Raw genomic sequence first — 13931 nt, 5'->3', positions numbered from 1 at the left:
CCCCCCCCCCCCCCCCCCCCCCCCCCCCCCCCCCCCCCCCCCCCCCCCCCCCCCCCCCCCCCCCCCCCCCCCCCCCCCCCCCCCCCCCCCCCCCCCCCCCCCCCCCCCCCCCCCCCCCCCCGGGCGGGGTCAGCCGGCGATGGCGGCGACCGGGGCGGTGCGGGCGGCGCGCCGGGCCGGCAGCACCGAGGCGAGCAGGCCCGCCAGGGTGGCGGCGGCGACGATCGCGACCACCTGCAGCCACGGCACCGACAGCACGATCTCGCCCACCGAGCCCAGCACCGACGCCGCGCCGATCAGCCCGTACGCGCCACCGATCAGCACGCCGAGCACCGCCGCGACCCCGGCGACCAGCACCGCCTCCCAGGCCAGCAGGCCGCGCAGCTGACGGCGGGTGAGCCCCAGCGCGCGGAGCAGCCCGTTCTCCTGACGCCGCTCGACCACCGACAGCGCCAGCGTGTTTCCGACGCCGATCAGCGCGATGACCACCGCGACACCCAGCAGCCCGGTCACCACGAGGAGCAGCAGGTCGAGCACCTCGTCGATCTGGTCCCGCAGCGTCACCAGGCCGGTCACCTGCGCCGACGGGTCCGCCTCGGCCACGACGTCGGTGATCTCGTCGACCACGTCCACCTGACCGTCGGGGTCGGCGTCGGCGAGCCGCAGCCACAGCTCGCCGAGCACCGGCTCCGGGGCGAGGGCGCGCAGGTCCTCCGCGGTCAGCATCAACGGCTGGTCGCTGTCGACGACCAGCGTGGAGAAGTCGCGCTCCCGCCCCGGCTCGCCGAGGCTCACGCCGTCGCCGTCCCGCACCCCCCACTCCTGGGCCAGCCACTCCGGCACCAGCGCCTGACCGGGGAGCGGCAGGGGCATGTCGTCCGTCGACCGCAGGACCGGCTCGGTCCGGGCGGTGTCGACGCCGTACGTCCAGTTCGGCACGTCGCCGGGTCCTGCGACGTCGGCCTGGAGGACGCCGGCGCCGCGCTCCACGCCGTCCAGGTCGCCGAGCGTCCCGAGCAGCGACTCCGGCAGGCCGCCGTCGAAGCTGCTCACCACGATGTCGGTCGGGAACTCAGCGACCAGCCCGGCCTGGGCGGTCGCGCGGGTGGAGGCGGCACCGACGACGAAGGCACTGGTGAGCGTGACGCCGATGAGCAGCGCGGTGGCCGTCGCCGCCGTCCGCCGGGGGTTGCGGGTGGCGTTGCCGGCGGCCAGGTGCGCCGGCACCCCGCCGAACCGCCCGGCCAGCCGGCCCGCGGCAGCGACGACCGGCGGCACCGCCCGCTGGGCCAGCAGCACGACCCCGAGGAAGCTGAGCACCCCGCCGGGCAGGGCGACCAGCACGCTGCCCATGACGACCCCGAGCCCCATGAGGCCGATCCCCGGCAGGAGCAGCGCCAGCCCTAGGACCAGCCGCAGGACGCCGGGCCGGGAGCGCAGCGGCGCCGGGTCGACCGGGCGGAGGGCCGCCAGGGGCGCGACCCGGGTGGCGGCGCGGGCAGGGGCGAGCGCGGCGAGCAGGGTGACCAGGGTGCCGAGCAGGACGCCGGCCACCGGCGCGTACCAGGGCACCGACAGCCCGGCGAGCGGGATCGGGGTGTCCGAGCTGCCGGCGAGCGCCGACATGCCGGCGGCCAGGCCGATACCGGCGGCCACGCCGAGCGCCGAGGAGGCCAGCCCGGTCAGCAGCGCCTCGCCGAGGACGCTGCGCCGGACCTGCCGGGCGGTGGCGCCGACGCAGCGCTGCAGCGCCAGCTCGCGGGTGCGCTGGGCCAGGAGGACGGCGAAGGTGTTCGCGATGACCAGCCCGGCGACCAGGACGGCGACGGTGCCGAACACCAGCAGCACGGCGGCCAGGGCGGTGGCGTTGCCCATCATCGAGGCGGCGGCGTCCTCGGCGCGCTCGGTACCGGTGACCACCGCGACCGGCCGGTCGCGCAGCAGCGACGCCACGTCGGTCCGGACCTGCTCGTCCGAGACCCCCGGCGCCGCGGCGACGCGCAGCTCCGTGGGGTCGACGGCGCCCCAGGCCCGGGCCTGCTCCGGGGTCACGAAGCCCCGCCCGTACAGCCCTGCCTCGGGATCGCCGCTGAGGTCGACGACGCCGGTGACCGTCGCCTCGGACGTGGTCGTGTTCCCCTCGTCGTCGTAGGTGGTGAGGGTGAGGACGTCGCCGACGGCGGCGCGGGCGCGGTCGCTCACGGCGATCTCGCCCGCCCGGTCCGGCAGCGTCCCTTCGGAGACGCGCTGCCAGCGCAGCGCGGGATCGTCGGCGACGGTGTCGACCGAGAGGTACTGCGAGCCGGTGCGGCCCGGCACGTCGGCCTGGACCGACGTCTCCCAGGAGGGGGCGACGGCGCGCACCGACGACAGCCCGGCCACGGCGTCGGCCTCGTCTTCCAGGGAGGACCCGTCGTCGGAGGTGACGACCGCGGCGGCACCGGTGTACCGAGCGCCGACGGCGTCCAGCACGGTGCTGCGGGCGGTCTGGTTGAGCACGAGCGTGGCCACGACGAACCCGACCGCGATGACGACGGCCAGCGTCGAGGCCAGCAGCCGGGCGGCGTGCGCCCGGACCTGCGCGAGGAGGACGGTGCGCACCGGTCAGGCCCCCAGTCCGCGCAGCGCGTCGAGCACCGTCTCGGCCGTGGGGTCGGTCAGCTCGCCGGCCAGGCGGCCGTCGGCCAGCAGCACGACGCGGTCGGCGTAGGACGCGGCCACCGGGTCGTGGGTGACCATGACGACGGTCTGGCCGGTCTCCTTGACGCTCGAGCGCAGGAGGCCGAGCACCTCGGCGCCGGAGCGGGAGTCCAGGTTGCCGGTGGGCTCGTCGGCGAACACGACGTCGGGGCGGGGGAGCAGGGCGCGGGCGATCGCCACGCGCTGCTGCTGGCCGCCGGAGAGCTCGTGCGGGCGGTGGCCGAGGCGCTCGCGCAGGCCGAGGCGGGCGATGACCGCGTCCAGCCAGGCCTTGTCGGGGCGCTGCCCCGCCAGCGTCATGGGCAGGACGATGTTCTCCCGCGCGTCCAGCACGGGCAGCAGGTTGAACGACTGGAAGACGAAGCCGATCCGCCGGCGGCGCAGTCGGGTCAGCTCGTCGTCCCGGAGGCGGGTGAGCTCGGTCGAGCCGAGCCACACCTCACCGGCCGTGGCCGTGTCGAGACCGGCCAGGCAGTGCATGAGCGTGGACTTGCCCGAGCCGGACGGGCCCATGATGGCGGTGAACTCACCGGCGGTGAAGGCGACGTCGACACCGGCCAGGGCGTGGACGGCGGTCTCGCCGGTGCCGTAGGTCTTCCGCAGCCCGGTCGCCCGGACGGCGGCGGTCGACAGCGGGGCCGGCGCTTCGCCGGGGACGGTCATGACGGGGACGGGCACTTCGGACCTCCGGAAGCAGGGATCTCGGACGGTGATCACGCTGCCGGGGCGGGCCGTCCACCCGCGTCGGAGCGCGGACGGGTCTTCCGCAGCGCGCTGCTGCTCCCGGGGGCTGAGGCCGTGTCATCCTCCGGTCGGAGTTGCGGATCGGAGGAGGTCAGGATGGGTGCGCCCGTCGCGCCGCTGGAGGGCCACCAGCAGCGGGCCCTCGGGGTGCTCCTCTGCGTCTGGCTGCTGCTCTTCCTCCTCGCGGCCGGGAACGCGCTGGCCTCCGACTGGCCGCCGCCGCCCGAGCTGCCGACGGCGGAGCAGCTGCAGCAGGCCCGGTCGAACGTGCAGGCGGCCGCCGTCGTGTCGGTCGTACCGCCGCTCGTCGGCCTGGTCCTCGCGCGGCTCTGGCGGTCGGCCGGGTGGACCGCCACCTTCCTGGTCGGCGCGATGCTCGCCGTCCTCGTGTCGGGCGTCCTGCTGCTGTTCACCGACTCCCCGGTCCGGCCCGGATGAGGCGCTCGGACGTCGGCGACGACGAGACGTGGCTCGACGGGCTCGGCACGCAGGAGGCGCCGGCCGAGGAACGGCGGCGGTCGCCGCTGTGGCAGAACGCGGTGCTCGCGGTCGTCGCGCTGGCGTACCTGGTGACCGCCGTCCATGGTGCGTTCACGGTCGCGGGGGACCTCCTCGGCTGGGCCGGCGACAACGCGTTCTCCATCGCGGGGGAGTCGCGGTCCACCGGCCGTGCGGTGCTGCGGGAAGACCTCCTCGCGCTCACCCTCCGTGCGGCCTGCATCGCGGTGATCGGCGTGGTGCTGGGCCTCTGGTGGCGCCGCCGCCTCGTGCTCACCACCTCGGCCGCAGCGATCGCGGTCGCGCTCGTCGTCGGGCTGGGGAGCTACTGGCTGGCCGCCGAGGACCGGCCCGACCGGCCGGAGCCGGAGCCGCGGTTCTGCCAGGAGTACAGCGGCGGCGACACCGAGTGCCCCGGGGGCTGAGCTACGCGTCGCGCAGCAGGTCCGCGGGCTGCACCAAGCCGGTGCGGTAGGCGAGGACGACGGCCTGCACGCGGTCGCGGGATCCGGTCTTGGCCAGCACCCGGCCGACGTGCGTCTTGACCGTCGCCTCGCTGACCACGAACCGCTCGGCGATCTCGGTGTTGGTCGCGCCGAACGCCATGAGCTCCAGCACCTCGCGCTCGCGGGGGGTGAGGTCGGCCAGCGCCCTCGTGTCCGCCCCGGGGACGGCCGCCGCCGCTGCCCCCCGGAGCATCGGCGCCACGTGCTGCAGCAGCCGGCGGGTGGAGCTGGCCGCGATCACCGAGTCGCCGGCGTGCACGGTGCGGACGGCGGCCAGCATCTCCTCCGGCGGGGCGTCCTTGAGCAGGAAGCCGCTGGCACCCGCGCCGATCGCGGCCACCACGTACTCGTCGAGGTCGAAGGTGGTCAGCACGACCACGCGCGGCGCCTCCGGCAGCGCGGTGACCTGCCGAGTCGCCTCGATGCCGTCGGTGCCGGGCATCCGCACGTCCATCAGGACGACGTCGGCCGCCGTGCGGCGCAGCAGCTCCACCGCGCCCGCGCCGTCCCCGGCCTCCCCCACCACCGTCAGGTCGGGCTGGGAGTCGATCACCATGCGGAAACCGGCCCGCACCATCTGCTGGTCGTCGACCAGGACCACGCGGATCTGCTCGCTCATCGCCGACGACCGTAGGGGAGGGCGGCGTGCACGCCGAAGCCGCCGCCGGTCCGCGGCCCGGCCTCGAGCCGGCCGCCGTGCAGGGTGGCCCGCTCGCGCATGCCGCGGACGCCCTGGCCGTTGCCGTCGGAGGAGACCATGGCGGCCGATGCGCCCCGGCCGTCGTCGAGCACGGACAGCTCCAGCGCGTCCGGCCGCCACTGCAGCCGCACCCACGCCCGGCAGGCCGGGCCGGCGTGCTTGAGCACGTTGGTCAGCGACTCCTGCACGATCCGGTAGGCGGCCAGCTGCGGGCCGGCCGGCATCGGCCGGGGCTCGCCCTCGATGATCAGGTCGACGTCGAGGCCGCTGGCCCGCACGTCCTCGACCAGCGCCGGGACGGCGGAGACGTCGGGCTGCGGCGCGTACTCCTCGCCGCCGCCCTCCCGCAGCACCCCGAGCAGGGAACGCATGTCGGTGAGGGCCTGCCGGCCGGTCGCGGCGATCGCCTCCAGCGCGCCGGTCGCCGCCTCGGGGTCGGCCCGGCCCGCGTAACGGCCGCCGTCGGCCTGGGCGATGACCACCGACAGGGAGTGCGCGACGACGTCGTGGAGCTCGCGGGCGATCCGCGCGCGCTCGGCGGTGGCGGCCAGGCGCATCTCCTGGTCGCGCTCCAGTTCGAGCAGCTGCGCCCGCTCCTCCAGGGCGGCCAGCCGCTGCACGCGGGCCCGGCGCAGGTCGCCCAGCGCCCAGGCGGCGACGACCGAGACGCCCACCGCGCCGGAGGCGACCACGAGGTCGTCGGGTCCGCCGGAGGGGTAGGCGAAGCGCAGCCCGGCGAGCCCCGCACCGGCGAAGCCGGCGACCAGGCCGGCCCGGCTGCCCCAGCCCGGCGAGTAGGCCGCCAGGGCGTAGACCATCACCAGCGCCGCGACGTTGGCGGGCAGGAACACGTCGACGGTGACGAGCTCCAGCAGCCCGGCGGCGACCACCGCACCGGCCGCGGGCACCGGCGCGCGCCGCCGCCACGCGAGCGGGACGACGAGCAGCGTGCCGATGGCGAAGGCGGTGCCCTCGTACGGCCAGAAGCTGCCGGCGGGGAACAGCACCGTGACCAGGAAGATCGCACCGGCGAGCAACGAGTCGACGGCGAACGGGTGCTCCCGCCCCCACGTCGTCGCGCGGTCCAGTGGCCTGTCCATCGCGACGACCCTAGGCAGCGGGGGTGCCTGCGTCGTCGCCCCTCGGGATGACGTGCGTGTCCTACCGGGGTCCGATCACTCGTCCGTCGGGTCCTGCGGGGCCGTGAAGTCGCCCTGACCGGGGGGCGCCGAGGCGACCGACGCCTCCATCGTCACCTCGCCCGCGTCGTCGAAGACGAAGGTCACCGGGATGGACTGCGAGGAACGCAGGGAGGTCTCCAGGTCCGTCAGCACCACCGTCGGCGGCCCCTCGGGCTGGAGGTACACGTTGTCCTCCTCGGGGATCTCGATGGCGCCGTCCGAGCCGTCGAGCCCGACGAGATCGGCGTCCCCGAAGTCCTCGCCGGTGACGTCGACGAGCCGGTAGGGCGTCGTGCCGGTGTTGGTGATGGCGGCGAACACCCGCACCTCCTCGCCCTCCTCCCACTGGCCGTCGGCCGGGTAGTCGAGCAGCAGCGCAGTGATCTTCAGGTCCTCGGTCACCGCCTCGTCGGCGCCGGCGTTCCCGCCTTCGACCTCGGAGCCCTCGTTCGCGACGGGGTTGTCCTGATTGCAGGCGGTGAGGGCGAGGGCGGCGACGAGACCGACCGCCGCCCGACGGCACCGGGATCCAGCCGGGGCGGACATCGAAGCTCCTGTCGTCGAGAAATGCGTGTCCGCCTCCTATCCGACAGGGCTGGCACCATGCCACCTGTTGTCGTGCTGCAACAGAGGAGTCATGCAGATGACGGCGAGCGAGGACGACGTCAGCCGGCTTGTGGCCGCCGGGCTGTTCGACCGCCACCCCTCCCCGCGCAGCCGCCGGGAGGTGGCCGTGGTCGTCACGCCGCTCGGCCGGGAGCTGCTCGGGCGCTACGACGAGCTGCGGCTGGTCGAGCTGCGCGGTCTCGCGGACGCCGTTCCGCCCGGCCGCCGTCCCGACGTGGTGGCGGCCCTCGCCGAGCTGACCGGCGCCCCGGTCCCCGTCCCGTGAGCGAGACGCCCCCGACCCCGGAACCGGACGAGGGCGGGGATCCGGCCTGCTTGCTGCGGCGGGTCTGCCCCGTCTGCGGGCGGGTGGCCGACGAGGACCCGCCCACCACCTGCCCCGGCTGCGGCGCCGAGGTGGACCCGGACTGAGCCGTCAGGCGGCCAGCTGCCGCCGGCCCACGGCCACGAAGTCGCAGAGCGCCTGCCGGAGGGCGACCCCCCGGGCGTCGGCCGGCACGTGCAGCTCGTCGCGGCCGTCCAGCGGCAGCCCGCCCAGCTGCAGCGCCGCCTGGGACCGGATGTCCTCGTCGAGGATCCGCTGCTGGAGCGCGATCTGGCCGGCCGCCGTCGCGGGGGTCGGCAGCGGCTGCCCCGGCCCGGCCGACAGCAGCAGGCAGACGTAGAGCCGGGAGGAGTCGAGGTCCTCCGGCTGCAGCAGGTAGACGATCGTCGTCGTCGCCCCCGAGTCGAGGAACTCCTGCCGCAGTCGGAGCTGGAAGGGGGCGCGGAAGGTGTAGGTCGTGCGCCGCCGCTGCCGCAGCGGGCGGCCGCCGAGCGCGACCTCCGGGTCGACCGGGTTGTCGATCCACTGCTCCTGGACGCTGGTGAAGCCGCCCGGCTCGTGCTGAACCTGCAGCGGTCCCACGTCGGCGCCGTCGGACGGGTCGATCGTCGCGGCGTGGACGAAGGGGCCGTGCGTGGCGTCGAGGAAGGTGTCGGCCATCGGGCCCGCCGGCCCGGGTGACCGCAGCGGCGGCAGCCAGCGGCTCACGAAGCGGCGGTCGGCGGCCTCGGGGACCTCCAGCGGCACGTCGGCCGGTTCCGCCGGCGCCAGCCAGATGACGCCGAACCGCTCGCGGACACCGTGCACGGGTGGCTCGACGGACAGCGCGGAGCCCTCCCGCCGCAGCGTCCGGTTCCGGCCCAGCAGGCGGACCTGCAGCCAGCCGCCCGGTCGCAGCTCGCGGGACAGCGCCACCGGGTGCCAGGCGTGGTCCAGGGACGGGTCGAGGTTGTCGAACAGCGGCCCAGGGGGTCCGGCCGGTGCGGGAGGTCGCTCCGGGGACGGCGCGGCGACAGGTCGCGGAGGCGAGGGCGTCGCCGTCCGGTCCGGCGCCAGCCACACCCAGCCGTGCCGCTCCTCCACCGCCCAGGGCGTCGCCAGGTCCGCCCGCGGCGGCGGGGTGCCGGTGGCGCCGAGCGAGGGGATGTCCACGCAGCGCCCCTCGCCGTCGAAGCGCCAGCCGTGCGCCGGGCACTGCAGCCTGCCGTCGCGCACGGTGGCGGTGGCCAGCGGGACCAGCCGGTGCGGGCAACGCGCCGGGAAGGCGCTCACCTCGCCGCCGGGCTGCAGCCGCACCACCACGAACGCCCTGCCGCCGGCGCCGACCGGGAGCGGGGTCGTCCCCACGTCGGTGGCGCGCGCGACGGGGTACCAGCCCGTCGACGTCGAACCCATGCCCCCATTGCAGCGGTGCCGCGTTCCCGCGGGGTTACGGACCGGGCAACGTCGTGGGTCAGCCGGTCGCCGCGGACGCTCCCGAACGGACGGGTTCGGTGCGGAGTGCGACCAGGCAGAGGTCGTCGGCCGGCGGATCGCCGGCGAAGTCGACGACCGCGGAGACCAGGGCCTCCAGGACGGAAGCCGGGGGCTCACCCCGGTGCTCGCGCACGATCCGCCGGGCCCGCTCCTCGCCGAAGAGCTCCAGGGGGCGTGACCTGTCGCGGTGCGCCGGCCGTCCCTCGAGGAGACCGTCGGTGAACACCAGGAGCCCCCGGCCTCCCGCCAGCTCCGCGGAGCCGGCCTCCACGGCGAGCGGCCCCGATCCGATGCCCAGCGGCGTGCCGATCCGCCCACCGGGCAGCGGTGCGGCCGTGTCCAGGTCCCACGGCACGTCGTGACCGGCCGCGGCCCAGCGGACGGCCTGCTCGGGTGGCGGCGCGATGTTCAGGCAGACGACCGTGACGAACTGGGCCTCCGCCGTCCCGTGCTCGGCCAGTGCCGCGTTGGCCATCTGCAGGAGCTGGACCGGGTCGCTGGTGAACCGCCCGAAGGTCGAGCAGGCGGCGCGCACGAAGGCCGCGCACCGGGCCGCCTCAAGGCCGTGCCCCACGACGTCGCCGACCACGATCGTCGTGCTGCCCAGCGGGCCTTCGACGACCAGGAAGAAGTCACCCGCGACGAGCCCATCGGCCGGGGTGAAGGACGTGGCGATGCGCAGGTGGGGGCGGTCGGGGACCTCGGCCGGCGTCAGGACGGCGCGCAGCGACTCGAGCTCGGCCAGCTCCTCCTCCTGGGCGCGGAGGCGCAGCGTGAGCGAGCGCTCCCGGCCGAGCAGGAGCGTCACGAGGATCCCGACCGAGAAGAAGACCAGGGCGCGGTTGAGCGCGGCCAGCCAGAGCGTCGTCCCCGCCAGGTCGGGGTGCGGGAACAGCAGCTTGTCGGCCAGGAAGATCGCGGTGGCCGCGGTGGCGGTCAGCAGGGCACCCCGCAGACCGAACCAGTAGCCGGCGAGCACGATGGGGACCAGCCCGTACATGGCCACGGCCAGCCCGGGGGTCGACGCGGTCGTGATCAGCGCCCAGAGCGCGGCCATCAGGACCACGACGACGAGGACCCGGTCCCGAGGGCGGGTCAACCGGCCGCCCGGCCGGTCGCCGGGCGGCGCTCCGCTCCGCCCCGCAGCCACCGGCCGAACCTAACAGCCGGACGGACCCCCGCCGCCGATCCGGGCCCGAGCTGTCGCGCCGCCGGGAGCTGCCGCCCCGGCGCGTGCCACGACGCGGTGACACGGCCCGCGTCCGCTGGTGTGCGCGATGCCGCAGGATCTACCGTGCGCTGGCTCACCGTCCGACGGTGGGCCGACCCACGGGAGGGAGGCGCCGCCGATGCGCGAGGCACTGCGGTGGCTGCGCCCCGGGCACCTGGGCACGGAGGCCGAGCACGCGACCTTCCGCACCCTCCACTCGGCCTCGCTCACCGCGCCCGAGCTGCGCGAGGGCCTGACGACGGGCTCCGCCGAGCGCGCGATCCGGCACCTGCGGGACCTGCTCGGGGTGCCGGCCGTGGCGCTCACCGACACCGTGGCCCTCCTGGCGTGGGACGGCCGCTTCGCGCACCACGAGGAGGACGCCGCGGCGCTCGCCGCCATCGTCCTGGAGTCCGGCAACACCGTGGTGCGCGACCGCAAGGACTTCTCCTGCACGCACGCCGGCTGCGGGCTGCGGCAGGTGGTGGTCTCCCCGCTCGTCGTGGAGGACCGGGTGGTCGGCACCCTGCAGGCGTTCACCTCCTCCGCGTCCGCGGGCCTCGTCCGCGCGGTGGCGGAGGTCGCCCGCTGGGTGTCGGGCAACCTGGAGCTGGCGGAGCTGGACGCCTCGCGCACGCGGCTGATGGAGGCGGAGGTGCGGGCGCTCCGGGCGCAGATCAGCCCCCACTTCATCTACAACTCCCTGGGCGCCATCGCGTCGTTCGTGCGCACCGATCCGGAACGCGCGCGCGAGCTGATCCTGGAGTTCGCCGACTTCACCCGGTACTCGTTCAGCCGGCACGGCGAGTACACGACGCTGGCCGAGGAGCTGCGCTCCATCGAGCGGTACCTGGTGCTGGAGAAGGCGCGCTTCGGCGACCGGCTCCAGGTCACGCTGCGGGTGGCGCAGGAGGTCCTGCCGGTCGCCGTCCCCTTCCTCTGCCTCCAGCCCCTGGTGGAGAACGCCGTCCGGCACGGGCTGGAGCGCAAGCCGGGCACCGGGACGGTGACCATCATCGCCGCAGACCAGGGCGGCGAGTGCCTGATCTCCGTGGAGGACGACGGGGTGGGGGAGGACCCGGAGAAGGTCCGGCGGGCCCTGGCCGGCGACGTCTCCGTGGACTCCGTGGGCCTGGGCAACGTCGACGCCCGGCTGCGCACCGCCTTCGGCGACGACTACGGCCTGGTCGTCGAGACCGGTCCCGGCGCGGGCACGAAGGTTATCGTCCGGGTCCCGAAGTTCGCCCCCGGAGTGCGCCCGTGACCGTCGACCGGCTGGCCGTCCTCGTCGTCGACGACGAGCGCCCGGCGCTCGAGGAGCTCCGCTGGCTGCTGGAGCGGGACGAGCGGATCGACACCGTGCTCACGGCCGACTCGGCCACCGAGGCGCTCCGGCTGCTCCAGGAGCGCAGCGTGGACGCCGTCTTCCTCGACATCCGCATGCCCGGGCTCAGCGGGGTCGACCTGGCGCGCGTGCTGTCGCGGTTCAAGGTGCCGCCGCCGGTGGTCTTCGTGACCGCCTACGACGACCACGCCGTCGACGCCTTCGAGCTGGGCGCCGTCGACTACGTCCTCAAGCCGGTCCGGGACGACCGCCTCGCCGAGGCGGTCCGCCGCGTCGTCGGCTCCCGGGCCGGGGGCTCCGCGCCGGTGGACGACGACATCGCCGTCGAGCTCGGCGGCGTGACCAGGTTCGTCCCGCGCTCCAGCGTCGGCTACGTCGAGGCGCAGGGCGACTACGCCCGCCTGCACACCCGGTCGGGCAGCCACCTGGTGCGGGTGCCGCTGACCACGCTGGAGGAGTCCTGGAAGGACGCCGGCTTCGTGCGCATCCACCGGTCGCTGCTCGTGGCGCTGCAGCACGTCGAGGAGGTCCGGATGGACGGCGGCCGGTGCACCGTGGTCGTCGGCGGCACCCACCTGGGCGTGAGCCGGCGGCACACCCGGGAGCTGCGCGACCTCCTGGTGCGGCGGGCGCGCCCGGGCACCTCGGCCAGGGGCTGAGCGGTGTCCGAGGCCCCGTCCCCGCCGCGGCCCCGCCGGGTGCGCGTCACGAGCCCGCGCACCGGCGCGGCGCGGGCGCAGCGCGTCCCCGCGGCCCGCGAGATCGACGCCCAGACCCTGCTGGGCGAGGTCTACATGACCTCGCTGCTGCGCTCCCAGCTGCGGCTGGCGCTGCTCGCGCTCGCGACCCTCGCACTGCTCGTGGGCGGGATCCCGCTGCTCTTCTGGCTCTTCCCGGACCTGTCCTCGGTCGTGGTGCTGGCGGTGCCGCTGCCCTGGCTGCTGCTCGCGTTCGCCGTCTACCCGTTCCTCTTCGCGATCGGCTGGCTCTACGTCCGTGCCGCGGAACGCAACGAGCGGGACTTCGCCGACGTGGTGGACCGGTCGTGACCCGCCCCGGCGACCGGCCGTGACCGCCGCCGGCTACAGCGTCCTCGGCGTCACGGCGGTCTTCGTGGCCACGCTGGCCGTCGGCGCCTACGGCTGGCGGTTCTCCCGCACCACCAGCGACTTCTTCGTCGCTTCCCGCACGGTGCGGCCGGGGCTCAACGCCTCGGCCATCGGCGGCGAGTACCTCTCCGCCGCGTCGTTCCTCGGGGTCGCCGGCCTCGTGCTCGCCTTCGGCACGGAGATGCTCTGGTACCCGGTGGGCTGGACGGCGGGGTACCTGGTGCTGCTCGTGCTCGTCGCCGCACCGCTGCGCCGGTCGGGCGCCTACACGCTGCCCGACTTCGCCGAGAGCCGGCTGGAGTCCCGCGGCGTGCGCCGGCTGTCCGCGCTGCTGGTCGTGGCCATCGGCTGGCTCTACCTCATGCCCCAGTTCCAGGGTGCCGGACTGGCGCTGGCCTCCACCACCGGGACCGGCCCGTGGCTGGGCGGCGTCCTGGTGGCGACCGTCGTGCTGGTCAACGTGCTGTTCGGCGGGATGCGGAGCATCACGTTCGTCCAGGCGTTCCAGTACTGGCTGAAGCTGACCGCGCTGCTGTTCCCCCTGCTGTTCATGGCCACGATCTGGCTCGGCGACGGCGGGGTCTCGCCCGCCTCGGTCGACGTCGGCGGCGCGGCCGGGGACTCGTGGGTCTCACCCCTGGCGGGGACCGGCCGGCACGAGCTGTACACGACCTACTCGATCATCATCGCGACGTTCCTGGGCACGATGGGCCTCCCGCACGTTGTGGTGCGCTTCTACACCAACCCCGACGGGGCCGCGGCCCGCCGCACGACCCTGTTCGTGCTCGCCCTCCTCGGCCTCTTCTACCTGCTGCCGCCGGTGTACGGCGGCCTCGGCCGGCTCTACGCGCCGGACCTGATCGCCAGCGGCCGCACGGAGTCGGTGGTGCTGGAGCTGCCGGCCCGCATGCTCGCCGGCACGCCGGGCGACCTGCTGTCCGCGCTCACCACGGCCGGGGCGTTCGCGGCGTTCCTGTCGACGTCGTCCGGGCTGACCGTCGCCGTCGCCGGGGTGATCAGCCAGGACGTGATGGGCCGCCGCTTCGGCGGGGTCCGCGCCTTCCAGGCCGGGGCCGTCGTCGCCGTCCTCGTCCCGCTCGGGCTCGCGCTGCTCACAGACGGGGTGGGCGTCGCGCAGGCGGTCGGGCTGGCCTTCGCGTTCGCCGCCTCCACGTTCTGCCCGCTGCTGGTGCTGGGCATCTGGTGGCGCCGGCTCACCGACGTCGGCGCGATCGCCGGCATGCTCGTCGGCGGCGGGTGCGCCGGAGGCGCGGTCCTGGGCACCCTGCTCGGCGCGTCCCCGGCGGGCTGGCCGGGCGCCCTGCTCGCCCAGCCGGCGGCCTGGACCGTCCCCCTCGCGTTCCTCACCATGGTGGTGGTCTCGCTGGCGACCCCTCGCCGGGTGCCGCGGCACGCCGCCCGCACCATGGTCAGGCTGCACACGCCCGAGGCCGTGCAGCTCGACCGCGGGACCCCCGCCGCGGGGAACCCGCCCCGCTGAGCCGTCCGG

General features: G+C 75.7%; 15 protein-coding genes. 8 read left to right on the top strand and 7 right to left on the bottom strand.

What is annotated here, in order from left to right; all coding sequences use genetic code 11:
* Nucleotides 1–129: 129 nt before the first annotated feature.
* Both ACI78T_RS17820 and ACI78T_RS17815 read right to left on the bottom strand, forming a co-directional pair.
* The gene (locus ACI78T_RS17820; protein WP_456559460.1) at nt 130–2601 is read right to left on the bottom strand and encodes an FtsX-like permease family protein; all 2472 of its coding nucleotides are present in this window, start codon (nt 2599–2601) and stop codon (nt 130–132) included.
* Nucleotides 2602–2604: 3 nt separating this feature from the next.
* Nucleotides 2605–3378, bottom strand: coding sequence for an ABC transporter ATP-binding protein (locus ACI78T_RS17815; protein WP_456559459.1), 774 nt, complete (start codon nt 3376–3378; stop codon nt 2605–2607).
* Nucleotides 3379–3540: 162 nt separating this feature from the next.
* Here ACI78T_RS17815 and ACI78T_RS17810 point away from each other — a divergent pair, with 162 nt between their 5' ends.
* The gene (locus ACI78T_RS17810) at nt 3541–3882 is read left to right on the top strand and encodes a hypothetical protein (protein WP_456559458.1); all 342 of its coding nucleotides are present in this window, start codon (nt 3541–3543) and stop codon (nt 3880–3882) included.
* A complete protein-coding gene (locus tag ACI78T_RS17805) occupies nt 3879–4367 on the top strand; it encodes a hypothetical protein (protein WP_456559457.1) in 489 nt (162 codons plus the stop codon). The genes ACI78T_RS17810 and ACI78T_RS17805 overlap by 4 nt, the downstream gene beginning before the upstream one ends.
* A gap of 1 nt (nt 4368) precedes the next feature.
* Here the strand turns inward: ACI78T_RS17805 and ACI78T_RS17800 are convergent, their stop codons facing one another.
* The 3 genes from ACI78T_RS17800 to ACI78T_RS17790 all read right to left on the bottom strand — a co-directional run bounded on the left by ACI78T_RS17800 (nt 4369) and on the right by ACI78T_RS17790 (nt 6875).
* Nucleotides 4369–5067: a response regulator gene (locus ACI78T_RS17800; protein WP_456559456.1), complete on the bottom strand. Its 699-nt coding sequence runs from the start codon at nt 5065–5067 to the stop codon at nt 4369–4371.
* Nucleotides 5064–6248, bottom strand: a complete 1185-nt coding sequence (locus ACI78T_RS17795; RefSeq protein ID WP_456559455.1) for a sensor histidine kinase — start codon at nt 6246–6248, stop codon at nt 5064–5066. Before ACI78T_RS17795 ends, ACI78T_RS17800 begins: the two co-directional genes overlap by 4 nt.
* A 75-nt stretch (nt 6249–6323) precedes the next feature.
* A complete protein-coding gene (locus ACI78T_RS17790; protein ID WP_456559454.1) occupies nt 6324–6875 on the bottom strand; it encodes a copper chaperone PCu(A)C in 552 nt (183 codons plus the stop codon).
* 97 nt (nt 6876–6972) lie between these two features.
* On the opposite strand from ACI78T_RS17790, the gene ACI78T_RS17785 reads away from it, so the two are divergent.
* The gene (locus ACI78T_RS17785) at nt 6973–7221 is read left to right on the top strand and encodes a hypothetical protein (RefSeq protein WP_456559453.1); all 249 of its coding nucleotides are present in this window, start codon (nt 6973–6975) and stop codon (nt 7219–7221) included.
* Nucleotides 7218–7367: a hypothetical protein gene (locus ACI78T_RS17780; protein WP_456559452.1), complete on the top strand. Its 150-nt coding sequence runs from the start codon at nt 7218–7220 to the stop codon at nt 7365–7367. Before ACI78T_RS17785 ends, ACI78T_RS17780 begins: the two co-directional genes overlap by 4 nt.
* Before the next feature lie 4 nt (nt 7368–7371).
* Here the strand turns inward: ACI78T_RS17780 and ACI78T_RS17775 are convergent, their stop codons facing one another.
* Entirely contained in the window at nt 7372–8676 is a 1305-nt protein-coding gene (locus tag ACI78T_RS17775) for a Rieske 2Fe-2S domain-containing protein (RefSeq protein WP_456559451.1), read from the bottom strand.
* A 58-nt stretch (nt 8677–8734) separates the two neighbouring features.
* Complete coding sequence (locus tag ACI78T_RS17770; protein WP_456559450.1) at nt 8735–9907, bottom strand: PP2C family protein-serine/threonine phosphatase; 1173 nt, start codon at nt 9905–9907, stop codon at nt 8735–8737.
* Between the two features lie 199 nt (nt 9908–10106).
* Here ACI78T_RS17770 and ACI78T_RS17765 point away from each other — a divergent pair, with 199 nt between their 5' ends.
* The 4 genes from ACI78T_RS17765 to ACI78T_RS17750 are packed head-to-tail and all read left to right on the top strand — an operon-like array spanning nt 10107 to nt 13922.
* Complete coding sequence (locus ACI78T_RS17765) at nt 10107–11231, top strand: sensor histidine kinase (protein WP_456559449.1); 1125 nt, start codon at nt 10107–10109, stop codon at nt 11229–11231.
* Nucleotides 11228–11971, top strand: a complete 744-nt coding sequence (locus ACI78T_RS17760; RefSeq protein ID WP_456559448.1) for a LytR/AlgR family response regulator transcription factor — start codon at nt 11228–11230, stop codon at nt 11969–11971. Before ACI78T_RS17765 ends, ACI78T_RS17760 begins: the two co-directional genes overlap by 4 nt.
* A 3-nt stretch (nt 11972–11974) precedes the next feature.
* A complete protein-coding gene (locus ACI78T_RS17755; protein WP_456559447.1) occupies nt 11975–12361 on the top strand; it encodes a hypothetical protein in 387 nt (128 codons plus the stop codon).
* A gap of 19 nt (nt 12362–12380) precedes the next feature.
* Entirely contained in the window at nt 12381–13922 is a 1542-nt protein-coding gene (locus ACI78T_RS17750) for a sodium/solute symporter (RefSeq protein ID WP_456559446.1), read from the top strand.
* Nucleotides 13923–13931 lie beyond the last annotated feature (9 nt).

This window comes from Blastococcus sp. SYSU D00922 (assembly GCF_054050495.1).
Note: the sequence above shows the minus strand (reverse complement) of the source record. Positions and strands in the feature narration are given on the sequence as shown.